We start from the raw sequence: 23,994 nt of genomic DNA on the forward strand, positions 1-23,994 counted from the left end.
TGTGATGCAGATGCCCGAACTGCCCGAAGTCGAGACTACCATGCGCGGGCTGACCCCGGTGCTTCTCCACCAGCGCCTGACGTCGGTCGAGCCGCGCCGCGCCGATCTGCGCAAGGCGATTCCGGTTGACCTGCGCCAGCGGCTGACTGGCGCCACCGTTACGGCATTGGCGCGGCGCGCAAAATACGGGCTGATCGGAACCGCGCGCGGCGATACGTTGATCTTTCACCTTGGAATGTCGGGGCGGTGGCGGGTGGACCCGACGAAGGTCGAGCCGCACGACCATCTGCTGCTCGAGACGGACGCCGGCCGCCGCCTGGCGCTCAACGATCCAAGGCGATTCGGCTTCCTCGATCTGCTGCCGACGGCTGAGCTCGATGCCTACCCACCCTTTGCCGCCATGGGGCCGGAACCGCTCGGGCCGACGCTGACGGGCGCCTATCTGCTCGCCGCGCTGAACGGGCGTACCGCGCCGATCAAGGCGATGCTGCTCGACCAGCGGATCGTGGCGGGGCTGGGCAACATCTATGTCTGCGAGGCGCTGCATCGCGCCCGCATCGCGCCGACCCGCGCGGCGGGTCGTATCGCGCTGCCCCGCCTCGAGCGGCTCGCCGACGCCATCAAGGCGGTGCTGCGGGATGCGATCGCGGCGGGAGGTTCATCCTTGCGCGACTTTGCGCATCCCGACGGCGCGCTCGGCTATTTCTCCAAGCAGTTCCGGGTCTATGGCCGCGAAGGCGAGCCGTGCGCCTGTGGCGGCGTCGTGCGGCGCCGGGTGGAAGCCGGGCGCTCCACCTTCTGGTGCCCGGCATGCCAGCGCGGTTGACCTGACGGGAGGGTTTGGGTACGGCGCGGGCAACGTGAGCGTGGAAGCTGCTTCCGCGCTCCGTTTCCATTTGGATCAAGAGGTTTCAGTCGAATGGCGAACACGCCGCAAGCCAAGAAGCGTATCCGTCGCAACCAGGCGCGTGCCGTGGTCAACGGCAACCGCGTCGGCCGCATCCGCACCTTCATCAAGAAGGTCGAAGCCGCACTCGAGGCTGGCGACAAGACGACGGCCGCGACCGCGCTGCAGGCGGCGCAGCCGGAGCTGGCGCGTGGCGTCGCTAAGGGTGTGCTGCACAAGAACACCGCGAGCCGCAAGTTCGCGCGGCTGACCAAGGCGGTCTCGGCGCTCGCCTGATCGAGCCTTCCGCACGGCAGTATAGAGGCCCGTCGGACCCCGGTCCGGCGGGCTTTTTGCTGTCCGCTTCGGAACGTAAAGGGAAAGGCAGGACTTGCCGCGATTCGCGCTCGGTCGCCCCGCAAATACGGAGCTAAATTGCGCTAACCCAAACACTTAGAAGATAGTTACACGCATTTGCGTGGCTGACATGCTGTCAACGGCTTTATTTCGGAAAAGTGACAGCGGCGGGGCTTGCCCGACTCATCGCTACCCCCGCATAAACCTCTTCCGCCGGGGCGAATCCGACCCGGTGGCATACAGCATCGGGGCGAGTAACCGAACGGCCGGGGGGTCGCGGAGGACTATCGTCAGCAGAACAACAGCCGTCCGCGCGGATGTAGCGCGCGGGCATGGGAGACGTGTGCGTGACTCACGGGCAGCGAATGGGGTCGGGAAGCGACTTGGAACGAGCCTGGCAGCGCATTCGCACCAACTTGCGTGAATCGGCAGGGGCCCGGCTGTTCGACCAGTGGCTCAAGCCCGTGGAGTTGGTCGCCGATGACGATACCGACTCGGTTCGGTTGGCGCTGCCGTCGCAGTTCATGGCCGATTGGGTGCGCGGCCATTATGCCGACCGGCTGCTGCTCGAATTCCGCGCCATGGTCCCCAGCGTGCGAAGCGTCAGCATCGAAACCCGCCTGCCGGGCGCGCAGCCGATCGTTCTGACCGCGGAGCCGGCCGTGGCCGTGCCGGTGCAGCCGCCATTGCCCCGCCCGCAACTCGACGAGCGGTTGTGCTTCGAGCGGTTCGTTGCAGCGCCGTCCAATCGCGTCGCGCTCAACGCCGCGCGCGCGCTGGCCGAGCCCGGCACACCCCGCTTCTCGCCGCTGTTCATCCATTCGAGCACCGGTCTCGGCAAGACCCACCTGATGCACGCGATCGGGCACGCGTTCCTGGAGGAACAGCCCGACGCCAGCGTGCTGTTCATGTCGGCCGAGCGCTTCATGTTCGATTTCGTGTCGGCGCTGCGGTCGCGCGACACCTTCGCATTCAAGGCGCGGCTGCGCGCCGCCGACCTGCTGATGATCGACGACCTGCAGTTCATCGCCGGCAAGGATTCGACGCAGGAGGAGTTCTTCCACACGATCAACGAGATCATGGGGGCGGGGAAGCGCCTGGTGATCTCCGCCGATCGCTGCCCGCAGGCGCTCGATGGCGTCGATCCGCGTATCCTGTCGCGGCTGGGCGTCGGGCTGATCGCCGACATCAAGGCGCCGGACCTGGCGCTGCGCCGCGCGATCCTCGATCGCAAGCTCGGCGACGTGCAGGCGGAGGTGCCGCTGGACGTGCTCGACCTGCTAGCCGGCCGGATCACCGGCTCGATCCGCGAGCTGGAGGGGGCGCTCAACCGCATCGCCGCCTATGCGCAGCTCACCGGCGAGGCGATCGACCTCGACTTTGCGGTGGCGACGCTGGGCGACTCGCTGCGCGGCTCGCAGCGGCGGGTGACGATCGACGAGATCCAGAAGCTGGTCTCCCAGCATTTCGAGCTCAAGCCGCTCGACCTCGTCTCCGCCCGCCGTGCACGCGCTGTCGCCCGGCCGCGGCAGATCGCCATGTATCTGGCGAAGCGCCTCACGACCCGCTCGCTGCCGGAGATCGGCCGCAAGTTCGGCGGCCGCGACCATTCCACTGTCATCCACGCGGTGCGCAAGGTCGAACAGCTCCGCGACTCCGACCGCGAGATCGACAATGCGGTGCGCGTATTGCTGCGCGAGCTGGAAGGCTAAGGCCCGAGCGGGGTAAACCCGACGAGGACAGCTAGATCTGCAATCCGCTCGCGCGCTGTGCCGCCAGCAGCGTCGGCGCAGCCAACGTCCGCGCCCGTGCCGCCCCCTGTGCGAGCAGCGCGCCGACCTCTGCCCGGTCACCCAGCAGCTGCGTCAGTCGGGCGCGGATCGGCGACAGCTCTGCCACCGCGAGATCGGCCAGCGCCGGCTTGAACTGGCCGAAGCCCTTGCCCGCGAACGTCGCCAGCACCTGCTCGCCCGTCTGGCGGGCCAGTGCCGCGTAGATAGTGACCAGGTTCTGCGCCTCGGGCCGGCCCGCGAGCGCCGCGGGATCGTCGGGCAGCGGCTCCGGATCGGTCTTCGCGCGGCGCAGCTTCTGAGCGATCGTGTCGTCGTCGTCGATCAGGTTGATGCGGCTGGCATCCGAAGGATCGGACTTCGACATCTTCGCCGCGCCGTCACGCAAGCTCATGATGCGTGGCGCGGCGGGCGAGATATAGGGCTCCGGCTGCGGGAACAGCTCGACGGCGAAGTCGGTGTTGAACTTGGTCGCGATGTCGCGCGCCAGCTCCAGATGCTGCTTCTGGTCGTCGCCGACGGGGACGTGCGTCGCGCGGTACAGCAGCACGTCGGCTGCCTGCAGCACCGGATAGGTGAACAGCCCGACCGACTGACCCTCGCGGTTCTTGCCCGCCTTGTCCTTCCACTGCGTCATGCGGTTAAGCCAGCCGACCCGCGCGGTCCCGCCGAGCAGCCAGGCGAGTTCGCTATGCTCGGGCACGCGCGCCTGGTTGAACAGGATCGCACGGTCGGGATCGACCCCGCAGGCGATCAGCGTCGCCGCCATCTCGATCGTGTTCGCCGCGAGCTCCGCCGGCACCAACGGCTGGGTCAGCGCGTGGAGGTCGGCGAGGAAGAACAGGCAGGTGTCGTCCGCCTGCATGGCGTCCTGCATCGCCACCCACTGCCGGATCGCGCCCAGATAGTTACCGAGGTGGAGGTTGCCGGTGGGCTGGATGCCCGAAACGACGATCATGGGGTCAGGCCTTGGGAGAGCGGCGAAGGAGCTGGCGGACCTCGGCCGGACGGAACGCACCGGTGAGGAGGACGGCCAGCGCATAGATCAGGCCGCCGCTGGTCACCAGCAGCAGCATCGCGCCCCACCGCTCGACCGCGGTGCCGGTGACATAAGGCTGGAAGAGCGCGTTGCCGAACCACATCGCGGCCCCCATCAGCAGCGCCGCCAGCGCGGCGCGCGGGATGCGGCGCTTGAGCTGGGCGTCAGGCGCGAAATGGCCGCGCTTGCGCAAGCCCGCATAGAGCAGCACGACGTTGACGGTGGACGCCAGCGCGGTCGCCAGCGGCGGACCGATATGGCCGATGGTCGGGATCAGGAGGAGGTTGCCGATCAGGTTGACCAGCATCGAGATCGTCGCGAACCGAACCGGGGTGCGGGTGTCGGAGCGCGCGTAGAAGCCCGGCGTCAGCACCTTGACCAGGATATAGCTCGGCAGCCCGATTGAAAAGGCGGCGAGCGCCTGGGCGGTGAACAGGCTGTCGGAGGCGGTAAAGCGGCCGCCCTGGAACAGCGCGGCGACGATCGGCACCCCGCACACGATCAATGCCACCGTCGCCGGCAGCGTCAGCAGCAGCGCCAGCTCGAGCCCGCGGTTCTGCGTCGCCATCGCGCCGGCCTCGTCACCGCCGCCCAGCTGGCGCGAGATGGTGGGGAGCAGCACGGTGCCCAGGCCAATGCCGATCAGGCCGAGCGGCAGCTGGTTCAGCCGGTCGGCGAAGTAGATGTAGCTGACCGACCCGGCCGGCAGCAGCGTCGCGGCGAGCGCGGTCGAGACGACGAGGTTGATCTGCACCGCCGACGAGCCCGCGGCGGCGGGCCAGATCAGCTTGAGCAGCTTCTTGACGTCGGGGCTGATCTGCGGCCGGCGGAGCTTGAGCGAGATGCCCGCGCGCCGACACGCCCACCACAGCCAGGCGAGCTGCAGCGCCCCGGAGACGGTGACCGCGATCGCCTGATTGCGGGCAGTGAGCAGCGGATTCGCGTCATGGAACAGCAGCAGCGCCGCGATCAGCGTTGCGTTCAGCAGGATCGGCGCGGCGGCGTTGACCCAGAACTTGTTCAGCGAATTGAGGATGCCGCCGAGCAGCGACACCAGGCTGATGAGCAGCAGATAGGGCAACGTGAAGCGCGACAGCATCACCGCGAAGGCGAAGTCCGCCTCGCCGCGATCGTTGAACCCGCCCGACAGCGCCCAGGTGAGCGGCCAGGCGGCGACCTCCAGGATCGCGAGCAGCACGATCAGCACCGGCAGCAGGACGGACAATGCGTCCTCGGCGAAGCGGATGCCGTCCGGCAGGCCGCGCCCGTCCTTGGCCGCGACCTTGTGGTTGAACATCGGCACGAACACTGCCGAGAACGCGCCCTCCGCGAACAGCGCGCGGAACATGTTGGGCAGGCGGAATGCGATCAGGAAGGCGTCGGACGCGAAGCCCGCGCCGACGAACCGCGCGAACAGCGAATCGCGGACGAGGCCGAGGACGCGAGAGGCGAGCGTGAGCCCTCCCACCGAGCCCAGGGCGCGGGTAAGATTCATGATCGAGCGATGGCCATCGGCATTCCGTCACCCTGAACGTGTTTCAGGGTCCATGCGAGACATCCGACCTCGTGCCTGTCGTCAGCTGTCGCGCAGGAATGCTGATACGAGTTCAGCATGACGGAGTATGGCAAGCGCGTCAGGCCTGTCCGACGATGCCCTGCTGTCCCTCGTCCTGCGCGGCTTGCTGTTGCAGATAGAGCTGCCCGAAGTCGATCGGCTCGAGCAGCAGCGGCGGGAAGCCGCCATCGCGGACCGAATCCGCCAGCACGCGCCGCGCGAACGGGAACAGCAGGCGCGGAGCCTCGCCGAGCAGGAAGGGCTGGACCTGGTCGGCGGGCACGTTGCGGAAGCCGAACAGGCCCGCATAGGAAAGGTCGACGATGAAGGCCACCTGGCCGCCCACCTCGGCACGCGCCTCGATCTTGAGCGTCACCTCGTGGACGTCCTCGCCGACCTGGCCCGAGCCGATGTTGAACTGGACGTCGATCGCGGGCGGCTCCTGCGCCTGGAAGATGCCGGGCGCGTTCGGGTTCTCGAACGACAGGTCTTTCACATATTGCGAGATCATGCCGGCGGTTGGCGCGGTGTCCGCGCCGTTGGGAAGCGGCTGCCCGTCGGGGGAGAAGCCTTCGTCTGCCATGGATCGGATGTCCTTCGTGGGTGCTGCAGGCGGTGCGGCCCGGCCTGGAAAGCGCTGGCAGCTAGCAGTGGCCGCGGCACCTTTCAACGGGCGCGGGTTTGAAACGGCGCGCGCTTCGCTTATGTGATCTTCATGACAGTCTATATAGTGGTCCTGGCAATGGTGGCGGCGTTCCTGGCGCTGCGCCTGTACAGCGTGCTCGGCAAGCGCACGGGGCATGAACAGCGCCCGCTGGTGCGCGCGGCGGAGGATCGCGGCTTGCCTCTGACGGTGCCGCGCTCGGTCGAGAGCACGCCCGAGCCGCGTCAGGTCGGGCCGCAGCCGATCGAGCCGCGTGCCGAGCAGGGTGTCCGCGCCGTGATCGCCGGCGAGCCCAGCTTCGACGTCGCCCGCTTTCTCGACGGCTCGCAGGCGGCGTACCGCATGATCCTGGAGGCCTATTGGCGCGGCGACGAAGCGGCGCTGGACGAGCTCTGCACCGCCGAGGTGCGCGATGCCTTCGCCGCCGCGATCGCCGCGCGGCGCGAGGCGGGCGAGACGCTGGAGAACCGGCTGGTCCGGATCGACGGCGCGACGATCGTCGAAACCGTCGTTCAAGGCCGTGACGCCCGGATCACCGTCCGCTTCGACGCCGACATCGCCGCGGTGACGCGCGATGCCGAAGGCAACGTCATCGCCGGCACGATGACCGACGCGGTCGAGACCCACGACGTTTGGACCTTCGCGCGGACGCTGAAGAGCAGCGATCCGAACTGGAAGCTCGCCGACACCGACGAAGCCTGATGCGCGCCCTCGTTGCCGCCGCGCTGGCGCTGACGCTCGCCGCCTGCGGTGGACGGGTGGTGCCGCCGAGCGTCGGCGCACCGCCACCGCAGCGCGCGAGCTATCAACCGCCAAGGGCTGCTCCGGGCCGGCTCGTGCCCGCCCCGGTCGCGCGCGTCGTACCCGCCATGCCGCTGGCGCCGATGCCCGCCGTGGCGGTCGTCGGAGCGACGACGGCGGCTGCGGCCGGCCTGGTGCCCGGGATGGCGATCACGTCCTTGCCGATCACCGAGGCGCAGGCGACGGCGGCGCGCGCCTCCTTCCTCCTGTCCTGTCCGGGCCTGCTGCGCCGTGCTGACCAATCTGGCCTGACACGCGGCGAAGACTGGCGCCCCTCATGTGAGGCGGCGCGCGCAGGCGGGGCGGCGTTGCCCTTCTTCCAGCGGCATTTCGAGCCAGTCCAGGTCGGTGACGGCAAGGCGTTCGCGACCGGCTATTATGTACCGGAGATCGCCGCCTCGCGCGACCGGCGGTCGGGTTATGACGTACCGATCTATGCGCGGCCGAGCGATCTGGTCGATGTCGATCTCGGCCAGTTCTCCGCCGAGCTGAAGGGTCGCAAGATCAGGGGCCGGGTCGAGGGCAGCAACTTCGTGCCCTATCACGACCGTACCGCGATCGAGCAGGGCGCGCTGACCGGGAAAGCCCGGGTGCTCGCCTGGGCGGCGGACCCGGTGGCGCTGTTCTTCCTGCAGATCCAGGGCTCGGGCAATCTGCGACTGCCCGACGGCGGGATCATGCGGATCGGCTACGACACGCAGAACGGGCGCGATTATACGGGCATCGGCAAGCTGATGCGCGACCGTGGGCTGCTCGCGCCCGGTCAGGCGTCGATGCAGGGGCTAGTCAAATATCTGCACGACAACCCGACCGAGGGCGCCGCGATCATGCGCGAGAACCGTTCCTATGTGTTCTTTCGCGAGCTGTCCGGCGGCGCGCTAGGCGCGATGGGCTACGAGGTCGCAGGCGGGGTGACCGTCGCGGCGGATCCTAAATTCACGCCGCTCGGCGCGCCGGTGTTCCTGTCGATGGACCGGCAGGACGCGTCGTCTTTGTGGGTTGCGCAGGACACCGGCGGCGCGATCAAGGGTGCCAACCGCTTCGACACCTTCTGGGGTGCGGGCGCACCGGCGGAGGCGATCGCGGGCGGCATGTCGGCGCGCGGCACCGCCTGGCTGCTGCTGCCGGTGGGCACGCTCGCGCGACTGCAGTCGGGGGCCAGCGCGGGTGCCGCACCGACGCCTTGACGCCGAGGAGGCGCAGGCCTGGGCGCGGGTGTTGGCCAGCGTCCGGCCGCTGCGCGCAATCCCCCTCCCACTTGCAGAGTCCCCCTCCCGCTTGCGGGAGGGGCTAGGGAAGGGGATGTCCACGGGCGGATCTGTTGGTGACAAGCCCTCCCCCAACCCCTCCCGCAAGCGGGAGGGGAGCTTAGGTTCGCCCTCCCACCAACGGGTGGGCCCGTCACCCGCTGCGTCCAGAGCTCACGACAACACCCTCGACGGCTCCTGGAACCGCCGCCTCTCCCGCGGCCTCGCCCAGCCCGACACGACGCTCGACCTCCACGGTCACACGCTCGCTTCCGCCCACACCCTCCTAGATCAAGGCCTCGAACGCGCCCTCGCGAGAGGCGACCGCATGCTCCTGCTCGTCACCGGCAAGCCGCCCCGCCCGGAAAGCGAACGCCCTCACGCCCGCGGCGCGATCCGCGCCGCCGTCGCCGACTGGCTCGCCGCCAGCCGCTTCGCCGACCGCATCTCGGCCGTCAGGGGAGCGCACTCGCGGCATGGCGGAGCTGGGGCGTTGTATATCGTGCTGCGGCGTGGGAGCTAAGTTAACTCGGGCAGGCTAAGCCGAATACATGTGGTGGACTTACCTCATCGTATTCAGCCCCGTTCTAGCCGGGCTGACATCATACAAGGCAAGACGCAGCGGCCGGAATAGCGGGTGGAGCTTGGCGGTAGCCGTCCTCGCCGGCTTCTCGGTCCTCCATCTCGGCGCGCTGGTTTCGGGTAAGGTTAAAGGCGACGATTGGGGCCTCGTGCTGATCATGTCGATCGTGTGGCTACCATTCATCACCGCAGGAGGAGTCGCCGGGTTGTTCCTCGGCCGATCGCGCTCAGGATAGGTGATGTCCGGCGGACGAGACAAGGAACTCGATCGTATTTCCCGGTAGAAGCGACCGGAACGCTAACGGCCGTACGAACCGAGTTCGTCTGCCATCAGCAGACCTTCACCCGCCGCAACACCGCCCCATAGATCGCCGTCAGCGCCTGCAAATCCTCCACCGCGATCGCCTCGTCCACCATGTGCATGGTCGCGTTGATCAGCCCAAGCTCGATCACCGGGCAGACCGCCACCAGGAACCGCGCGTCGGAGGTGCCACCGCTGGTGGAGAGTTCGGGCGGACGGCCGGTGACTTCTTCCACCGCTTCGCTGAGCAGGATCGACAGCTCGCCGGGCTCGGTCAGGAAAGCTTCGCCGGCGATGCGGTGGGTCAGTTCCGCGTCGGGCGCGTGTTTGAGGACGATCGCGGAGAGGCGCTCAATCAGCGCGGGGCCGCGGTGGAGGTCGTTGAAGCGAACCGACAGTCGCCCTTTGGCGCGGCCGGGGATGACGTTTCCGGTGGGATTGCCGACCTCCAGGTCGGTGAACTCGATGTTCGACGCCTGGAACCAGTCGGTGCCCTCGTCCAAGACCAGCGCGTCGATCGCGGCCATCGCGCGGACCAGCTTGGGCACCGGGTTGTCGGCGAGGTGCGGGTAGGCGACGTGGCCCTGCCGCCCCGGCACGTCGATCCACAGATAGGCGGAGCCGCGCCGGCCGATCTTCACCGTGTCACCCAGCCGAGACACGGACGTTGGCTCGCCGACCAGGCACATGGCGGGGCGGATGCCGCGTTCGGCCATGCGCTCGATCAGCTTGCGGGTGCCGTAGAGCGCCGGGCCTTCCTCGTCGCCGGTGATGATCAGCGCGACATGGGCGTGGGGCTCGGCGGCGCAGGCAGCGACGAAGGCGGCCACCGCGCCCTTCATGTCACAGGCGCCACGCCCGTAAAGCATGCCGCCGCGCACCTCGCCCGACCAGGGTGAACCGGTCCAGCCCTCGCCCGGCGGCACGACGTCGACATGGCCGGCAAAGGCGAAAAGCGGCCCGGAGCCAGAACGGACCGCAAGCAGGTTCTCGACCGGGCCGCCCGAACCTGCTGACTCCGGCTCGCCGGAGAGGAAGCGATCGACCTCGAACCCCAGCGGGGTCAGAGCCGCCTCCAGCACGTCGAACACCGCGCCCCGTGCCGGCGTGACGCTGTCGCAGGCGATCAGCTGCTGGAGGAGCGGCAGCGCGTCCACTAGGCCGTCGCGGGCTGCTCGTACTGTTCGATCACCCACTCCTCCTCCTGCGCCCCGGCGATCCACTCCTGCATCCACTTGTGGTGGATGATCGCCCCGCAATATCCCGACGCAAACCGAGGCACGGGAAGCTGATAGGTGAGCAGCCGCGTCACCACGGGCGCGAACATGATGTCGGCCGCGCCGAACTCGCCGAACAGGTAGTCGCCCGCGCCGCCATATCGCGCGCGCGCCTGCGCCCAGAGCTGCATGATGCGGGCGAGGTCGGCGAACACATCCTCGTCGGGGCGCTTGGCCTCGAAGATCTGACGGACGTTCATCGAATGCTTGCGGCGGAGTGCCGCGAAGCTGGAATGCATCTCCGCCGCCATCGACCGCGCCATCGCGCGCGCGCCGTCGTCGGCGGGCCAGAACTTCTCGCGCCCCACCTTGTCGGCGAGATACTCGACGATCGCGAGGCTGTCCCACACCACCGTGTCGTCGCCGTCCCACAGCACCGGCACCTTGCCACCCGACGGCGCGAACTCGTCGCCCTGGCGGCGCTGGTCCCAGTCGGCATCGTACATCGGCACGACGACCTCTTCGAAGGGAAGTCCGGACTGCTTGCAGGCGAGCCAGCCGCGCAGGGACCAGGAGGAATAGGCCTTGTTGCCGATGATGAGCTTCATGACCGCGGGCTTAGCGGCGCGGCCCGGAGCGGTCTAGCCGATCGCCTCCAGCACCGCCGCGCGCAGCTCGGGAATGCCGAGGCCGCCCTCGCTCGAGGTGGCGATGATGTCGGGGTGCGCGGCGGGGCGCTTGCGCGCTTCCTCGGCCGTGGCTTGGGTGACGGCCGCGAGGTCGGTTGCCTTGATCTTATCGGCCTTGGTGAGGACGAGGCGATAGCCGACGGCGGCGTGATCGAGCATCGCCATGACCTCCCGGTCGACCTCCTTGATGCCGTGGCGCGCGTCGATCAGCACCAAAGTGCGCTTGAGCACCTGCCGGCCCCGGAGATAGTCATTGATCAGGAACCGCCACTGCCGAACCACGGCGGGCGGGGCCTTGGCGTAGCCATAGCCGGGCATGTCGACCAGCCGCAGCGTCGGCGGCTCGCCCCCACCACCGCCAACATCGAAGAAGTTGAGCTCCTGCGTCCGCCCCGGGGTGTTGGAGGTGCGCGCCAGGCCGTTGCGGTTGGTGAGCGCGTTCAGCAGCGACGACTTGCCGACGTTGGACCGGCCCGCGAACGCCACCTCCGGATAGTCGGCGTCCGGCAGGTGGACCAGCGCCGGCGCCGACTTCAGGAACGTGATCGGCCCCGCGAACAGCTTGCGGGCGGGCTCGATCAGGTCCGCCTCGTCGCTCATGTCGCCGGAGCGTCCTTGAGCGCGGGGTGGCGCATGTAGAGCAGCTTCTGCTGGCCGATCGAGATGATGTTCGACATCACATAATAGAGCTGCAGCCCCGCCGCGAGCGGCGCGAATATGAACATCATCAGCCACGGCATGAACATCATCACCTGCTGCGTCGCCGGGTCGCCCGCGGGCGGGCTGAGCTTGAACTGCAGCCACATGGTGACGCCGAGCAGGATCGCCAGCACGCCCAGATGCAGGAAGCTCGGCGGATCGAAGGGAAGCAGGCCGAACAGGTTGATCGGGGTCAGCGGATCGGGCGCGGACAGGTCCTTGACCCAGCCGATGAACGGCTGGTGCCGCATCTCGATGGTCAGCATCAGCACCTTATACAGCGCGTAGAAGATCGGGATCTGGAGGATCACCGGCAGGCAGCCGGCGAGCGGGTTGACCCCTTCGGCCTTGTACAGCGCCATCACCTCGCGCTGCATCTTCTCCTTGTCGTCCTTGTAGCGGTCCTGGATCACCTTCATCTTGGGCTGGACGACCTTCATCGCCGCCATCGACGCGAACTGCTTCTGCGCGATCGGTAACATCAGCAGGCGGATGGTGATCGTCAGCAGGATGATCGCGCCGCCGAAGTTGCCGACCAGCCGGAACAGCCAGTCGAGATAATAGAAGATCGGCTTCTCGACGACCTGGAACCAGCCCCAGTCGATCGCATAGTCGAGCTTGGGAACCCCGGCCTCGGTGTAACGGTCAAGCGTCGCGACCTCTTTGGCGCCCGCGAACAGGCGGCTGGTGGTGGTCAGCGCCTTACCGGGCGGCAACACGCGCTCGGAGAGCGCGAAGTCGGCCTGATACGTCTTGTTCGGCCCGGCCCTGAACTGGCCGTCGAACGCCTGGCCCTGGTCGGGCACCAGCGCGGTCAGCCAGTACATGTCGGTGAAGCCGAGCCACCCGCCGGTGGTGCGGAAGCTCTGCGGCGCTTCATCGACCTCGCTGAAGTCGGGAGCGTAATGCGCCGCCCCGTTGCCGACCCACATCGGCCCGGCATGCATGGTCCAATAGTCCGGGTCCTTGGAGATGCCCGACCGGTTGACGAGACCATAAGGTGCGACCGCGACCGCTGCGGCACCGGCATTCGCCACCGTCTGCTTGATTGTGAACAGGTAATCGCTGTCCACCGCCAGCTCGATGCGGAAGCGCTGGCCGGTGGCGTTGGCGGCTTCGAGCGTCACCGGCCGCCCCGGCGCGAGCAGGTTCGAATTCGCCCGCCACACCGTGTCGGCCGGCAGACCGCGCCAGCCGAGCTGCGCGAAATAGGCTTCCGGAGCACCGGCCGGGGAGAGCAGGCGGATGGGCGGCGAGTCCGTCTTCAGCGACTCCTTATGGCGCTTGAGCACCAGATCGTCGATCTTCGCGCCGCGCAGGTTGATCGAGCCGGCCAGCGCGGGCGTGTCAATCCTGATCCGCTCAGCCCGCGACGCGGTCAGAACCTGATCGCGCGAGCGGGTCGCGGCGGGACTGTCGGCGGTCGGGTCGGCGGCGGGGTTGCTGACCGGCTTCGACTGGCCTTCCACGATTACCGACTTGGGCGGCGTCGCCGGCGGGATCAACCGATCGACCACGAGCTGCCATCCGATCAGGATCACGAACGCGATCACCGCGAACAGGATGAAGTTGCGACGGTCTTCGGTCACTTATGGCATGCCCAGGCTAAGGTACGGGATCCGGGCCGAACGACCCGAAGGGATGGCAGCGCGCGACCCGCTTCACCGCCAGCCACCCGCCCTTCATCGCGCCATAGCGGCGAAGTGCTGTGATTGCATAGGCGGAACAACTCGGCTGGAACCGGCAGGTCGGCGGCAGGATGGCGGAAGGGCCGACCTGCCAGCCACGGACGAGGAGGATGAGAAGGCGGGTCAGCATCGGGAGCCAACACCTGCCCAGAAGCCCACGTTACCCTGAACTCGTTCCAGGGTCCAGGCGCGACGCCCTCGACATTTGGCAACGCTGGTTGTGAAAACCGTCGCGCATGGATGCTGAAACGCGTTCAGCATGACGGAGTCACCTTGCGCAGCGCCTTGGCCAACTCCGCCCGCAGCAGCGCGAACTCGCGCTCCACCCCGCCCGCGCGGCCGATCAGGACATGGTCGGCACCGCGTACGCCGCTCGTCGGCAGCAGTTCCGCCGCTAGCGCGCGGAAGCGGCGCTTCATGCGGTTGCGGACGACCGCGTTGCCGATCTTCTTGGTGACGGTGTAGCCGACCCGCATCGCGGGCGAGCCGTCGTTCCGCGGCCGCATCAGAAGCACGAACCCGGGCATCGGCGCCCGCCTGCCGCCATTCGCCGCAAGGAAATCGCGGCGGAGAGTTATAACGCTTAGGCCGACAGCTTCTTGCGGCCGCGCGCGCGGCGTGCCCGGATCACCGCGCGGCCGCCGACCGTCGCCATGCGCGAGCGGAAGCCATGACGGCGTGCGCGCACCAGGTTGCTCGGCTGAAAGGTCCGCTTCATCGGTCATTCCCAATAGTCAGAATAGAGAAAGGCCGCCCTAGGAACGGCCTGAATGGGTGCGCGCATAAGGCGAAGAGCGGTCCAAGTCAACGCGACCGTTCCTGCTCGACCGCCCGGCGCCGCTGCGCGCTGCCCCGCCGCAGCCCTTTGTCCGCCAGCGCGCCGATCCGCGGCCAACGCCGCTTCGCCTTGGCGAAGTGCCGCCGCGCCCAGCGCGAGTTGCGCAGCAGCAACACCAGGCCGCCCGCGAACACGAACACGCCGCCGGGCCCCGGCAGCAGTCCGACGACCGGGGCCAGCACAATCAGGAAGACCGCGAGCACCAGTTGCAGCGGACGGGAGGCGGGAAGACGCGGCATCACTCGGCATCTGGGACCGGTGTATTATGGATGCAAGGCGCTTCCTTGCCCATTCCGCCGAACCGAAAAGCCGGTAAGACAGGCCGCAAGGGGGAAGTGCATGGCGGCGATCGTGTCCACGGTGGCATATCTCGGGCTGGAGGCGCGCGGGGTGGAGGTGCAGGTGCAGCTCATCCCCGGCTTGCCCGCGTTTCGCGTCGTTGGGCTTGGGGATAAGGCGGTGACCGAAAGCCTCGAGCGCGTGCGCGGCGCCATGGCCGGCATGGGCCTCGCGCTGCCCCCCAAGCGGATCGCGGTGAACCTGTCGCCCGCCGACCTGCCCAAGGAGGGCTCGCATTTCGACCTGCCGATTGCGCTGGCGCTGCTGACGGCAATGGGCATCGTCGATGCCGAGGCGCTGGCCGATTATATCGTGGTCGGTGAACTCAGCCTCGATGCCCGCATCGCGCCGTCGCCCGGCGTGCTGCTCGCGGCGCTGCACGCGTCGGAAGAAGGCAAGGGGCTGATCTGCCCTGCCGCGCAAGGGGCGGAGGCCGCCTGGGCGGGGACGGTGGAGGTGGTCGCGCCACCCGACCTTTTGTCGCTGCTCAACCATCTGAAGGGGCAGGGGCTGCTCGCGACGCCGCTGCCCGGCGAGGCGGAGGAGACGGTGCGCGGCCCCGATCTCAAACAGGTCAAGGGACAGGAGACTGCCAAGCGCGCGCTGGAGATCGCTGCGTCGGGTGGGCACAATCTGCTGATGATCGGACCGCCGGGCGCGGGCAAATCGCTGATGGCGTCATGCCTGCCCGGCATCCTGCCACCGCTCGACGCCGCCGAGGCGCTGGAGGTGTCGATGGTGCAGTCGGTCGCCGGCACGCTGACCGGCGGCCGGCTGACGCGAACGCGGCCGTTCCGTTCCCCGCATCATTCGGCATCGATGGCGGCGCTGACCGGCGGCGGGCTGAAGGTGAAGCCGGGCGAAGTGAGCCTGGCGCACCTCGGCGTGCTGTTCCTCGACGAGCTGCCCGAGTTCAACCGCGCCGTCCTCGATTCGCTGCGCCAGCCGCTGGAGACCGGCACCGTCTCGGTCGCTCGTGCCAATGCGCACGTCACCTTTCCCGCGCGGGTGCAGCTGATCGCGGCGATGAACCCATGCCGATGCGGCCACCTTGGCGATGCGGGCCTGGCCTGCGCACGCGCGCCGAGGTGCGCGGCGGACTACCAGACCAAGGTGTCGGGCCCGCTGCTCGACCGCATCGACCTGCATGTCGAGGTGCAGGCGGTGAGCGCCGCCGACCTGGTGCTGCCGCCGCCTGCCGAAGGTTCGGCCGAGGTCGCGGCGCGGGTCGCGAGCGTGCGCCGGGTGCAGGCGGACCGCTATGCGCAGGAGCCCGTCCGCACCAATGCCGAAGCTGAAGGCGCTCTGCTCGAGCGCGTCGCCACGCCGGACGAACCCGGCCGCAAGCTGCTCGCCCAGGCGGCGGAGGCGATGCGGCTTTCGGCGCGCGGATATACGCGCATCCTGCGGGTCGCGCGCACGATCGCCGACATGGCGGGCAGCGAAGGGGTGGGGCGGCTCCACGTCGCCGAGGCGCTCAGCTACCGGCGCCAGCGGCCGCGCGCCTGAAGCATTGACGCCGACGGCGAGTTGGGCACTATGACGGCGCGGGCAGGGGGCTGCGCGCGCGGGTACCGGGGGAAGTGCGACATGGAATGGATGCTGATGCCGTTGAGGCGCTATGCCGACTTCAGCGGGCGATCGCGGCGTAAGGAATATTGGATGTTCGCGCTCGGCGTGGTCATCGTGTTCACGCTGACCGCGTTGCTGCTCGGAGTCGTCCTTGGCGCCACCTCGGGCGGGGCAGACCCAGCCGGCGGCTTGAGCGGTGGGGCGCTCGGCGGCAGCCTTGTCGTCACCGGCCTGTTGATGTTGCTTGGTCTCGCGATCTTCATCCCCTCGCTGGCGGTGCAGGTGCGCCGCTTCCACGATCAGGACCGCAGCGGCTGGATGGTGCTGATCAACCTCATTCCGTATCTCGGCGGCTTGGTCGTGCTGGTCTTCATGTGCCTCCCCGGGACGGTCGGCGAGAACCGATACGGCCTCGATCCGCTGGCGGGGGAGCGCGGCGGCGCCGGCGTACCGACCAGCTACTGAGCGGGCGCTTGCCGTCCGGCGCCGCCCTCGGCTAGAGGCGCGGCGGCCAGGCTCTCGTGCGGGTGTGGTGGAATTGGTAGACGCGCCGGACTCAAAATCCGGTTCCGCAAGGAGTGTCGGTTCGAGCCCGACCACCCGCACCAGCGCAGCGCGGCAGCCGGCCACGCACGGCTGACTCGCGCAAGCGCGGCCGGCGGGTCGGCGATGCAGAACCCGTCCGACGTCAAGACGCGGCCCTTCGACTGCCTGCAAGGCAGGCACTCAGGAGAGCCTCTGCCGCGGCTCCGTTATTTTTATCGCGGCAGCCCCTTCACGGTCGCCGTCCCCGGCCCGCCCCGCTGGGTCCACACCTCGCGCCGTAGCTCCGGCGCAAAGGACAGGTGGCAAACCCCACGACTTACCTCCAGGATCAGCTGATCGAAGACGAGCCATGACGAATCCAGCTTGTGCGCGGCCGCCGGCGCGGTGAGCCCCGCGACCGTGAAGTCGGCCGCCAGACCCCGCGCATGGGCGGAGCTAGGCACCCCGCCGACCGCCTCGTTCACCCGCCTGGCGCGATAGGCGGACTCGATCGTGATCGGCCGGTCGCCGAGGATGGCGCGGACCTGCTCCATACCCAGCGCCAGCACCCGCAGGTTGGCGAGGTGCGCCGCCGACGGGGTATTCGCCTGTCCAAGCGCGCGCGCGGCATCGCTCGCGGTCATCTCGGCGAGGGTAAAATGACGCGACAGCTGCACCATGCCGCTCCTGCTATCGTTGGCAGCCACCGTGCCGCAAGCGCTAGCTGCTCGGTTCCCTTCGCCTCCGCCTGCGTTATAGCGGCGTGCGAGAGCTGCGGAGAGGCCATGTCACCCGATTTCGATTTTGCGCTGGGCGAATTGGCGGACACCATCCGCGACACCACGCGCCGTTTTGCCGCCGACAGGATCGCCCCGCTGGCGGTGCGGATCGACGCGGACGATTGGTTCCCGCGCGACGAGTTGTGGACCGCGATGGGCGAACTCGGCCTGCACGGCATCACCGTCGCGGAGGCCGATGGCGGCCTTGGCCTCGGCTATCTCGAGCATGTCGTCGCCTGCGAAGAGATCGCCCGCGCGTCCGCCTCGATCGGGCTGTCCTACGGCGCGCATTCGAACCTGTGCGTCAACCAGATCGCCCGCCACGCCAACCCGGAGCAGAAGGCGAGATACCTGCCCAAGCTGATCTCCGGCGAGCATGTCGGCAGCCTCGCCATGTCCGAGGCGGGCGCCGGCTCCGACGTGGTGTCGATGAAGCTCAAAGCGCAGAAGGTGCAGGGCGGCTATGTCCTCAACGGCACGAAATTCTGGATCACCAACGCCGCCTATGCCGACACGCTCGTCGTCTATGCCAAGACCGGCGAGGGGTCGCGCGGCATCACCACCTTCCTGATCGAGCGCGACATGCCCGGCTTCGCGATCGGGCAGAAGATCGACAAGATGGGGATGCGCGGCTCGCCGACCGCCGAGCTGGTGTTCACCGATTGCGAGGTGTCGGACGAGCAGGTCATGGGCCCGGAGAATGGCGGCGTCGGGGTGCTGATGAGCGGCCTCGATTATGAGCGCACGGTGCTGGCCGGCATCCAGCTCGGCATCATGCAGGCGTGTCTGGACACGGTGCTGCCCTATGTCCGTGAGCGCAAGCAGTTCGGCGTGCCGATCGGGTCGTTCCAGCTGATGCAGGCCAAGGTCGCGGACATGTACGTCGCGCTCAACTCGGCGCGCGCGTACGTCTATGCGGTGGCGAAGAGCTGTGACGCCGGCCGGACGACGCGTTTCGACGCGGCGGGTGCGATTCTGTTGGCAAGCGAAAATGCGTTCAAGGTCGCGGGCGAGGCGGTGCAGGCGCTGGGCGGCGCGGGCTACACCAAGGATTGGCCGGTCGAGCGCTACCTCCGCGACGCCAAGCTGCTCGACATCGGCGCCGGCACCAACGAGATCCGCCGCATGCTGATCGGCCGCGAGCTGATCGGCGCGGTCGGCGTGGTGGCGCAGTGAGCGCACCGGTTCTCGACACCAAGCTCTCGCCCGACGCCGAGCCGTTCCGCGCCAACGCCTCGCACAACCGCGCGCTGGTGGAGCGGCTGCGCGCCGATGTGGCGCAGGCGGGGCTCGGGGGGACCGCGACGTCGCGCGAACGCCATACCAGCCGCGGCAAGCTGTTGCCTCGCGACCGCGTCGAGCGGCTGCTCGATCCAGGCTCGCCGCTGTTGGAGATCGGCCAGCTTGCGGCCAACGGCCTCTACGACGACGAGGTCCCCGGCGCGGGACTGATCGCCGGCATCGGCCGCGTTTCCGGCCGACAGTGCATGATCGTCTGCAACGACGCGACGGTGAAGGGCGGCACTTACTTCCCACTGACCGTGAAGAAGCACCTGCGAGCCCAGGAAATCGCAGAACAAAACCGACTGCCTTGCATCTATCTGGTCGATTCCGGCGGCGCCAACCTGCCGCATCAGGCGGAGGTTTTTCCGGATCGCGACCATTTCGGCCGCATCTTCTTCAACCAGGCGAACATGAGCGCCAAGGGCATCCCGCAGATCGCCTGCGTGATGGGGTCGTGCACCGCCGGCGGCGCGTATGTTCCCGCCATGTCCGACGAAACCGTCATAGTGCGCGGACAGGGAACGATTTTCCTCGCCGGCCCGCCGCTGGTCAAAGCGGCGACGGGCGAGGTGATTTCGGCCGAGGAGCTGGGCGGCGCGGACACGCACGGGCGCAAGTCGGGCGTCGTCGATCACGTCGCCGAGAATGACGAGCACGCGCTGACGATCGTCCGCGACATCGTCTCGACCCTGCAGCCGCCGCGCACCCCCGACGTCAACATGCGCGAGCCACGCCCGCCCAGGTTCGATGCCGAGGAGCTCTACGGCATCGTACCGAGCGACGTGCGCGCGCCCTACGACGTGCACGAGGTGATCGCGCGGCTGGTGGACGGGTCCGAGTTCCACGAGTTCAAGGCGCTATACGGGGCGTCGCTGGTGTGCGGCTTCGCGCACATTTGGGGCATCCCCGTTGCTATCCTCGCCAATAACGGCGTGCTGTTCTCCGAATCCGCACAGAAGGGTGCGCATTTCATCGAGCTTGCCTGTCAGCGCCGCATACCGTTGCTGTTCCTCCAGAACATCTCGGGTTTCATGGTCGGCGGCAAGTACGAGGCCGAAGGCATTGCTAAACATGGCGCCAAACTGGTTACCGCTGTCGCGACCGCGAGCGTGCCCAAGATCACGGTGCTGATCGGCGGCAGCTTCGGCGCGGGCAATTACGGCATGTGCGGCCGCGCCTATTCGCCCCGCTTTCTGTTCACCTGGCCCAACAGCCGCATCAGCGTGATGGGCGGCGAGCAGGCGGCGTCGGTGCTGGCGACCATCCACCGCGACGCCGAGCGCTGGTCGCCTCAAGAGGCGGAGGCGTTCAAGGCACCCGTCCGGCAGAAGTACGAGGACGAAGGTAACCCCTATTACGCGACCGCGCGCCTGTGGGACGACGGGGTGATCGACCCGGCGCAGACGCGCGACGTGCTCGGGCTCGCCTTTGCCGCGACGCTCAATGCCGAAGTGCCGGACGCCCCGCGCTTCGGCGTGTTCCGGATGTGATGGGGAAGACCATGCTGCTCAGTCTGTTGCTCGCCGCCGCCGCACCGCAGGACCGGCTGCCGCCGGCCAATCCGGTTCCCTACACCCAACCTGACGTCGCCAACGTCATGGTCCCCGTCGATGCCATGCTGCGCGCCATCGCCGCGCGCGACGGGCAAGCCGCCCTTACCCAGACGCGGCCCGAGGGCAGCGCCACCGCCGCGGTCGAGCGCGCCGACGGCACCCGCGCCATCCGCCGCATGACCTGGGCGGAGTTCGCGTCGAGTATCAAGGCTGGCACGGAAAGCGTTGAGGAACGACAGTCTTTCCCGGCGGTCGAGATCGACGGCGACATCGCGATGGTGTGGGCGCCATATGTCTTCCTGGTGGATGGTCAGGTGCGTCACTGCGGTACCAATCACTTCGACCTGCTGCGGGACAGTGGCGGGTGGAAGATCCTGAATGCCACCTGGTCGCAGCGAACCACCGGCTGCGCACGATGACCGTTGTCCTACAACACGGCGGAGCGCTACCAGATGCAGCCGACGAACCCGGTGAGACTCAGTCCTTTTCTCGGGCGGCGAAGGCTGGATCGGCGGCGACGTGTTGATGCCTCAACTTCCCCGCAACTTCCGGCTCTACTCAGTTGGTCGCAAGGGATGGAGGGCGTTTATGCCTAAACTTCCCCTAAACTTCCGCAGGGCGAGGCGGTGATTCGCTCGCTCCTCATCGCCAATCGTGGCGAGATCGCCTGCCGGGTGATTCGCACCGCCCGGCGGATGGGCATCCGCACGGTCGCGGTCTATTCGAATGCTGACGCCAAGGCGCTGCATGTGCGCCAGGCGGACGAGGCCGTGCATATCGGGCCCTCCCCGGCGCGCGAGAGCTATCTCGTCGGCGAGCGGATCATCGCCGCGGCACTTGAGACCGGGGCCGAGGCGATCCATCCAGGTTACGGGTTCCTCTCGGAGAATGCCGACTTCGCGCAAGCAGTGATCGACGCCGGCTTGGTCTGGGTCGGGCCTAAGCCTGCCAGCATCCGCGCGATGGGACTGAAGGACGCGGCCAAGGCGCGGATGATCGCCGCGGGGGTGCCCGTGACGCCCGGCTATCTCGGCGACGACCAGTCGCCCGCGCGGTTGCAGGCGGAGGCGGACGCGATCGGCTATCCCGTGCTCATCAAGGCGGTCGCCGGCGGCGGCGGCAAGGGCATGCGACGGGTCGAGAACGCGGCCGAGTTCGCGGACATGCTGCTGAGCTGCAAGCGCGAGGCGGCGTCGAGCTTCGGTGACGACCGCGTACTGCTGGAGAAGTACATCCTCTCTCCGCGCCACATCGAGGTGCAGGTGTTCGGCGACAGTCACGGCAACGTCGTCCACCTTTTCGAGCGCGACTGCTCGCTCCAGCGCCGCCACCAGAAGGTGATCGAGGAAGCCCCCGCGCCCGGCATGGACGAGGCGACCCGAGAGCAGGTCTGCGCCGCCGCCGTCCGCGCCGCGCAGGCGGTCGACTACGAGGGTGCGGGCACCATCGAGTTCATCGCCGACGCCAGCGAGGGCCTCCGCGCCGACCGCATCTGGTTCATGGAAATGAACACCCGCCTCCAGGTCGAACATCCGGTGACGGAGGAGATCACCGGCGTCGACCTGGTGGAATGGCAACTCCGCGTCGCGAGCGGGGAGCCGCTGCCGAGGCGGCAGGACGAGCTGAGCATCACCGGCTGGGCGATGGAAGCACGGCTGTATGCGGAGGATCCGGCGAGGGGATTTCTGCCCTCTATCGGAAAGCTGGAGATATTCCGCGAACATCGCGACGTGCGACTTGAAACCGGCGTTTACGAGGGCGCGGAGGTCACTGGGTTTTACGATCCAATGATCGCCAAGATCATCGTCCACGAAGATACTCGTGAGGAGGCGTGCGAGGCACTCGCGCGTGCTTGCGCCGCGACCGATATCTTCCCGGTGAAAACCAATGCGCCGTTCCTTTGGCGTGCGTTGGACGATGCGGATTTCCGCGCGGGACGCATCGACACCGGCTTCATCGCCGCCAAGGGAGCCTCGCTGCTACCGCCGGGCGAGCCCACCGAAGACATGGTTCGGCAAGCTGCTGCGGCGCTGTTGGTACAGCAATATTATGGCGAGCCGACGACTCTCTCAGTCTGGGCAGATGATCTTTTAGCCTATCCGCAGCGCGAGCCTTGGCGAGCGGTTCTGGGCTTCCGGATGAACGCGCCGGCAAACCGGCGAGTTCATGTATCGATTGAGGGTCGACCCTACAGTACGGAGCTGCCCGAAAACTGGCGCTACGCCACTATTGTCGGAGAAGCCGTGCTCGGTGGTGTGGCCGTCAATGATGATGGGCTCTCCTTTTTGGTGTCCATACCTCGCGCAAGTGGAACGGCTTCAGGTGCCGCCGCCGATGGCGTCATCCTCTCCCCCATGCCGGGCCGCGTCATCGCGGTGGAGGTCGCGGCGGGCGAGCAGGTCACCAAGGGCCAGAAGCTCGTCACGCTGGAGGCGATGAAGATGGAGCATAGCCTGACGGCGCCATTCGACGGCACGGTGACGGAGCTGAACGTCGAGGCCGGCGGGCAGGTGAGCGAGGGGGCGGTGCTGGTGCGGATCGAGAAGGGGGCGTGACGTTGCCTCATCTACTCCGTCATCCTGAACTCGTTTCAGGATCCATGCGCGACGCTCACCCCGCGCGAGTCGCCGGGGACAGCTCTCTCGCATGGCTGCCGAAACAAGTTCAGCATGACGTCCTGAGTGCCTGGGCATGACCGAGCAAACCCGCACCGGCCTGTCCGACGGCATCCTGACGATCACCCTCGATCGTCCCGATGCGATGAACGCGTTTACCCAACAGATGCTCGCCGAGCTGGTCGCCGCCTTCGACCGCGCCGACGCCGACGATGCCGTACGCGCAGTGATCGTCACCGGCGCGGGCGACCGCGCGTTCTGCGCGGGCGCGGACCTGTCGGGTGGCGCCAGGACGTTCGACTATGCGCAAGGGCAAGGTTGGGCACCGGGGTCACCGGTCGGACCCGATGGCAGCGTCGACTACGACCACCCCGGCGTTCGCGACGGCGGCGGCCTGCTCACCTTACGCATCTTCGCCTGCCGCAAGCCGGTGATCGGCGCGATCAACGGCGCGGCGGCCGGGATCGGCGCGACATGACCCTGCCGATGGACTTCCGCCTGGCCGCCGACAGGGCGCGGTTCGGCTTCGTCTTCGCGCGCCGCGGCATCGTGCCGGAGGCGGCCTCGAGCTGGTTCCTGCCGCGGCTGGTCGGCATCTCGACCGCGCTCGATTGGTGTTACTCCGGCCGTCTCGTGCCCGCCGAGGAGGTGCAGGCGGCGGGGCTGGTTCGCTCGGTTCATCCGCAGGCCGATCTGCTTCCCGCCGCCCGTGCGCTGGCGAGGCAACTGACCGAGCATTCCGCACCTGTCTCCGTCGCGCTCACGCGGCAGATGATGTGGCGGATGATGGGCGCGGCGCATCCGATGGACGCGCACCGGCTCGACAGCCGCGCGGTATGGGCGCGCGGTAGCGGCGGGGACGCACACGAGGGTGTGCAGGCCTTCATCGAAAAGCGGCCTGCCGTCTTTCAGGACAAGGTCAGCGAAGCATGGCCACAGTTCGCGCCCTGGCTAGCAGACCCGAACTGGTGAGG

General features: G+C 68.1%; 25 protein-coding genes, 1 tRNA gene and 1 pseudogene. 15 read left to right on the plus strand and 12 right to left on the minus strand.

Features of this window, described 5'->3' with window-relative positions:
- Positions 1-10: 10 nt before the first annotated feature.
- The 3 genes from mutM to dnaA all read left to right on the plus strand — a co-directional run bounded on the left by mutM (position 11) and on the right by dnaA (position 2,955).
- Positions 11-826: a bifunctional DNA-formamidopyrimidine glycosylase/DNA-(apurinic or apyrimidinic site) lyase gene (gene mutM, locus VFQ64_RS08395; protein ID WP_325102843.1), complete on the plus strand. Its 816-nt coding sequence runs from the start codon at positions 11-13 to the stop codon at positions 824-826.
- Between the two features lie 93 nt (positions 827-919).
- Entirely contained in the window at positions 920-1,183 is a 264-nt protein-coding gene (gene rpsT / locus VFQ64_RS08400; RefSeq protein WP_325102844.1) for a 30S ribosomal protein S20, read from the plus strand.
- Positions 1,184-1,575: 392 nt separating this feature from the next.
- Positions 1,576-2,955 carry a chromosomal replication initiator protein DnaA gene (dnaA, locus tag VFQ64_RS08405; protein ID WP_325102845.1) on the plus strand — a complete coding sequence of 460 codons (1,380 nt, stop codon included), beginning with the start codon at positions 1,576-1,578 and terminating at the stop codon, positions 2,953-2,955.
- Positions 2,956-2,986: 31 nt separating this feature from the next.
- Here the strand turns inward: dnaA and trpS are convergent, their stop codons facing one another.
- The 3 genes from trpS to secB all read right to left on the minus strand — a co-directional run bounded on the left by trpS (position 2,987) and on the right by secB (position 6,210).
- The gene (gene trpS / locus VFQ64_RS08410) at positions 2,987-3,991 is read right to left on the minus strand and encodes a tryptophan--tRNA ligase (RefSeq protein WP_325102846.1); all 1,005 of its coding nucleotides are present in this window, start codon (positions 3,989-3,991) and stop codon (positions 2,987-2,989) included.
- A 4-nt stretch (positions 3,992-3,995) separates the two neighbouring features.
- Positions 3,996-5,567 carry a murein biosynthesis integral membrane protein MurJ gene (murJ, locus tag VFQ64_RS08415; protein ID WP_325102847.1) on the minus strand — a complete coding sequence of 524 codons (1,572 nt, stop codon included), beginning with the start codon at positions 5,565-5,567 and terminating at the stop codon, positions 3,996-3,998.
- 139 nt (positions 5,568-5,706) lie between these two features.
- The gene (gene secB / locus VFQ64_RS08420) at positions 5,707-6,210 is read right to left on the minus strand and encodes a protein-export chaperone SecB (RefSeq protein WP_325102848.1); all 504 of its coding nucleotides are present in this window, start codon (positions 6,208-6,210) and stop codon (positions 5,707-5,709) included.
- 132 nt (positions 6,211-6,342) lie between these two features.
- Between secB and VFQ64_RS08425 the strand changes: the two genes are divergently transcribed.
- From VFQ64_RS08425 to VFQ64_RS08440, 4 genes are all read left to right on the plus strand, one after another.
- Positions 6,343-6,993 carry a Tim44/TimA family putative adaptor protein gene (locus VFQ64_RS08425; RefSeq protein WP_325102849.1) on the plus strand — a complete coding sequence of 217 codons (651 nt, stop codon included), beginning with the start codon at positions 6,343-6,345 and terminating at the stop codon, positions 6,991-6,993.
- A complete protein-coding gene (locus VFQ64_RS08430; RefSeq protein ID WP_325102850.1) occupies positions 6,993-8,279 on the plus strand; it encodes a murein transglycosylase A in 1,287 nt (428 codons plus the stop codon). Before VFQ64_RS08425 ends, VFQ64_RS08430 begins: the two co-directional genes overlap by 1 nt.
- A gap of 31 nt (positions 8,280-8,310) precedes the next feature.
- Positions 8,311-8,862: a Smr/MutS family protein gene (locus VFQ64_RS08435; RefSeq protein ID WP_414712881.1), complete on the plus strand. Its 552-nt coding sequence runs from the start codon at positions 8,311-8,313 to the stop codon at positions 8,860-8,862.
- Between the two features lie 121 nt (positions 8,863-8,983).
- A complete protein-coding gene (locus VFQ64_RS08440; RefSeq protein WP_325102852.1) occupies positions 8,984-9,157 on the plus strand; it encodes a hypothetical protein in 174 nt (57 codons plus the stop codon).
- Between the two features lie 94 nt (positions 9,158-9,251).
- Here VFQ64_RS08440 and dapE read toward each other — a convergent pair whose 3' ends face one another.
- The 8 genes from dapE to VFQ64_RS08480 all read right to left on the minus strand — a co-directional run bounded on the left by dapE (position 9,252) and on the right by VFQ64_RS08480 (position 14,592).
- Entirely contained in the window at positions 9,252-10,418 is a 1,167-nt protein-coding gene (dapE, locus tag VFQ64_RS08445) for a succinyl-diaminopimelate desuccinylase (RefSeq protein WP_325102853.1), read from the minus strand.
- A complete protein-coding gene (locus VFQ64_RS08450) occupies positions 10,379-11,047 on the minus strand; it encodes a glutathione S-transferase family protein (RefSeq protein ID WP_325102854.1) in 669 nt (222 codons plus the stop codon). The genes dapE and VFQ64_RS08450 overlap by 40 nt, the downstream gene beginning before the upstream one ends.
- 33 nt (positions 11,048-11,080) lie before the next feature.
- On the minus strand, positions 11,081-11,728 hold the full coding sequence (yihA, locus tag VFQ64_RS08455) for a ribosome biogenesis GTP-binding protein YihA/YsxC (RefSeq protein WP_325102855.1): 648 nt from the start codon (positions 11,726-11,728) through the stop codon (positions 11,081-11,083).
- Complete coding sequence (yidC, locus tag VFQ64_RS08460; protein WP_325102856.1) at positions 11,725-13,416, minus strand: membrane protein insertase YidC; 1,692 nt, start codon at positions 13,414-13,416, stop codon at positions 11,725-11,727. The genes yihA and yidC overlap by 4 nt, the downstream gene beginning before the upstream one ends.
- 16 nt (positions 13,417-13,432) lie before the next feature.
- Complete coding sequence (yidD, locus tag VFQ64_RS08465) at positions 13,433-13,645, minus strand: membrane protein insertion efficiency factor YidD (protein WP_325102857.1); 213 nt, start codon at positions 13,643-13,645, stop codon at positions 13,433-13,435.
- A gap of 124 nt (positions 13,646-13,769) precedes the next feature.
- Positions 13,770-14,093: a ribonuclease P protein component gene (gene rnpA / locus VFQ64_RS08470; RefSeq protein WP_325103419.1), complete on the minus strand. Its 324-nt coding sequence runs from the start codon at positions 14,091-14,093 to the stop codon at positions 13,770-13,772.
- Positions 14,094-14,098: 5 nt separating this feature from the next.
- On the minus strand, positions 14,099-14,233 hold the full coding sequence (gene rpmH, locus VFQ64_RS08475; RefSeq protein WP_017978410.1) for a 50S ribosomal protein L34: 135 nt from the start codon (positions 14,231-14,233) through the stop codon (positions 14,099-14,101).
- A gap of 86 nt (positions 14,234-14,319) precedes the next feature.
- Positions 14,320-14,592, minus strand: coding sequence for a hypothetical protein (locus VFQ64_RS08480; protein ID WP_325102858.1), 273 nt, complete (start codon positions 14,590-14,592; stop codon positions 14,320-14,322).
- Between the two features lie 100 nt (positions 14,593-14,692).
- On the opposite strand from VFQ64_RS08480, the gene VFQ64_RS08485 reads away from it, so the two are divergent.
- From VFQ64_RS08485 to VFQ64_RS08495, 3 genes are all read left to right on the plus strand, one after another.
- Positions 14,693-16,201, plus strand: a complete 1,509-nt coding sequence (locus VFQ64_RS08485; protein WP_325102859.1) for a YifB family Mg chelatase-like AAA ATPase — start codon at positions 14,693-14,695, stop codon at positions 16,199-16,201.
- Between the two features lie 81 nt (positions 16,202-16,282).
- Positions 16,283-16,729, plus strand: coding sequence for a DUF805 domain-containing protein (locus VFQ64_RS08490; protein ID WP_325102860.1), 447 nt, complete (start codon positions 16,283-16,285; stop codon positions 16,727-16,729).
- Between the two features lie 58 nt (positions 16,730-16,787).
- Positions 16,788-16,872, plus strand: a tRNA-Leu gene (locus tag VFQ64_RS08495).
- A gap of 150 nt (positions 16,873-17,022) precedes the next feature.
- Here VFQ64_RS08495 and VFQ64_RS08500 read toward each other — a convergent pair.
- Positions 17,023-17,496, minus strand: coding sequence for a D-Ala-D-Ala carboxypeptidase family metallohydrolase (locus VFQ64_RS08500; protein WP_325102861.1), 474 nt, complete (start codon positions 17,494-17,496; stop codon positions 17,023-17,025).
- Positions 17,497-17,574: 78 nt separating this feature from the next.
- On the opposite strand from VFQ64_RS08500, the gene VFQ64_RS08505 reads away from it, so the two are divergent.
- The 5 genes and pseudogenes from VFQ64_RS08505 to VFQ64_RS08525 all read left to right on the plus strand — a co-directional run bounded on the left by VFQ64_RS08505 (position 17,575) and on the right by VFQ64_RS08525 (position 23,992).
- Positions 17,575-18,744: an acyl-CoA dehydrogenase family protein gene (locus VFQ64_RS08505; protein WP_325102862.1), complete on the plus strand. Its 1,170-nt coding sequence runs from the start codon at positions 17,575-17,577 to the stop codon at positions 18,742-18,744.
- Positions 18,741-20,342 carry a carboxyl transferase domain-containing protein gene (locus VFQ64_RS08510; protein WP_325102863.1) on the plus strand — a complete coding sequence of 534 codons (1,602 nt, stop codon included), beginning with the start codon at positions 18,741-18,743 and terminating at the stop codon, positions 20,340-20,342. Before VFQ64_RS08505 ends, VFQ64_RS08510 begins: the two co-directional genes overlap by 4 nt.
- Positions 20,343-20,353: 11 nt before the next feature.
- Positions 20,354-20,824, plus strand: a complete 471-nt coding sequence (locus VFQ64_RS08515) for a hypothetical protein (RefSeq protein ID WP_325102864.1) — start codon at positions 20,354-20,356, stop codon at positions 20,822-20,824.
- Positions 20,825-21,031: 207 nt separating this feature from the next.
- Complete coding sequence (locus tag VFQ64_RS08520; protein WP_325102865.1) at positions 21,032-22,960, plus strand: acetyl/propionyl/methylcrotonyl-CoA carboxylase subunit alpha; 1,929 nt, start codon at positions 21,032-21,034, stop codon at positions 22,958-22,960.
- Positions 22,961-23,096: 136 nt separating this feature from the next.
- Positions 23,097-23,992, plus strand: a pseudogene (locus tag VFQ64_RS08525) (enoyl-CoA hydratase-related protein).
- The last annotated feature ends 2 nt before the right edge of the window (positions 23,993-23,994 follow it).

The organism is Sphingomonas sp. (assembly GCF_035714405.1).
In the GTDB taxonomy this organism is placed as follows: Bacteria; Pseudomonadota; Alphaproteobacteria; order Sphingomonadales; family Sphingomonadaceae; genus Sphingomonas.

What these genes read in the sequence shown, in the direction of transcription:
- VFQ64_RS08515 (WP_325102864.1), top strand. Translation starts at nt 20,354, where the DNA reads ATGCTGCTCAGTCTGTTGCTCGCCGCCGCCGCACCGCAGGACCGGCTG.
- dnaA (WP_325102845.1), top strand. Translation starts at nt 1,576, where the DNA reads ATGGGAGACGTGTGCGTGACTCACGGGCAGCGAATGGGGTCGGGAAGC.
- rpsT (WP_325102844.1), top strand. Translation starts at nt 920, where the DNA reads ATGGCGAACACGCCGCAAGCCAAGAAGCGTATCCGTCGCAACCAGGCG.
- yidD (WP_325102857.1), bottom strand. Translation starts at nt 13,645, where the DNA reads ATGCTGACCCGCCTTCTCATCCTCCTCGTCCGTGGCTGGCAGGTCGGC.
- VFQ64_RS08490 (WP_325102860.1), top strand. Translation starts at nt 16,283, where the DNA reads ATGGAATGGATGCTGATGCCGTTGAGGCGCTATGCCGACTTCAGCGGG.
- secB (WP_325102848.1), bottom strand. Translation starts at nt 6,210, where the DNA reads ATGGCAGACGAAGGCTTCTCCCCCGACGGGCAGCCGCTTCCCAACGGC.
- yihA (WP_325102855.1), bottom strand. Translation starts at nt 11,728, where the DNA reads ATGAGCGACGAGGCGGACCTGATCGAGCCCGCCCGCAAGCTGTTCGCG.
- rpmH (WP_017978410.1), bottom strand. Translation starts at nt 14,233, where the DNA reads ATGAAGCGGACCTTTCAGCCGAGCAACCTGGTGCGCGCACGCCGTCAT.
- trpS (WP_325102846.1), bottom strand. Translation starts at nt 3,991, where the DNA reads ATGATCGTCGTTTCGGGCATCCAGCCCACCGGCAACCTCCACCTCGGT.
- VFQ64_RS08505 (WP_325102862.1), top strand. Translation starts at nt 17,575, where the DNA reads ATGTCACCCGATTTCGATTTTGCGCTGGGCGAATTGGCGGACACCATC.
- VFQ64_RS08450 (WP_325102854.1), bottom strand. Translation starts at nt 11,047, where the DNA reads ATGAAGCTCATCATCGGCAACAAGGCCTATTCCTCCTGGTCCCTGCGC.
- murJ (WP_325102847.1), bottom strand. Translation starts at nt 5,567, where the DNA reads ATGAATCTTACCCGCGCCCTGGGCTCGGTGGGAGGGCTCACGCTCGCC.
- VFQ64_RS08480 (WP_325102858.1), bottom strand. Translation starts at nt 14,592, where the DNA reads ATGCCGCGTCTTCCCGCCTCCCGTCCGCTGCAACTGGTGCTCGCGGTC.
- VFQ64_RS08425 (WP_325102849.1), top strand. Translation starts at nt 6,343, where the DNA reads ATGACAGTCTATATAGTGGTCCTGGCAATGGTGGCGGCGTTCCTGGCG.
- VFQ64_RS08430 (WP_325102850.1), top strand. Translation starts at nt 6,993, where the DNA reads ATGCGCGCCCTCGTTGCCGCCGCGCTGGCGCTGACGCTCGCCGCCTGC.
- mutM (WP_325102843.1), top strand. Translation starts at nt 11, where the DNA reads ATGCCCGAACTGCCCGAAGTCGAGACTACCATGCGCGGGCTGACCCCG.
- VFQ64_RS08485 (WP_325102859.1), top strand. Translation starts at nt 14,693, where the DNA reads ATGGCGGCGATCGTGTCCACGGTGGCATATCTCGGGCTGGAGGCGCGC.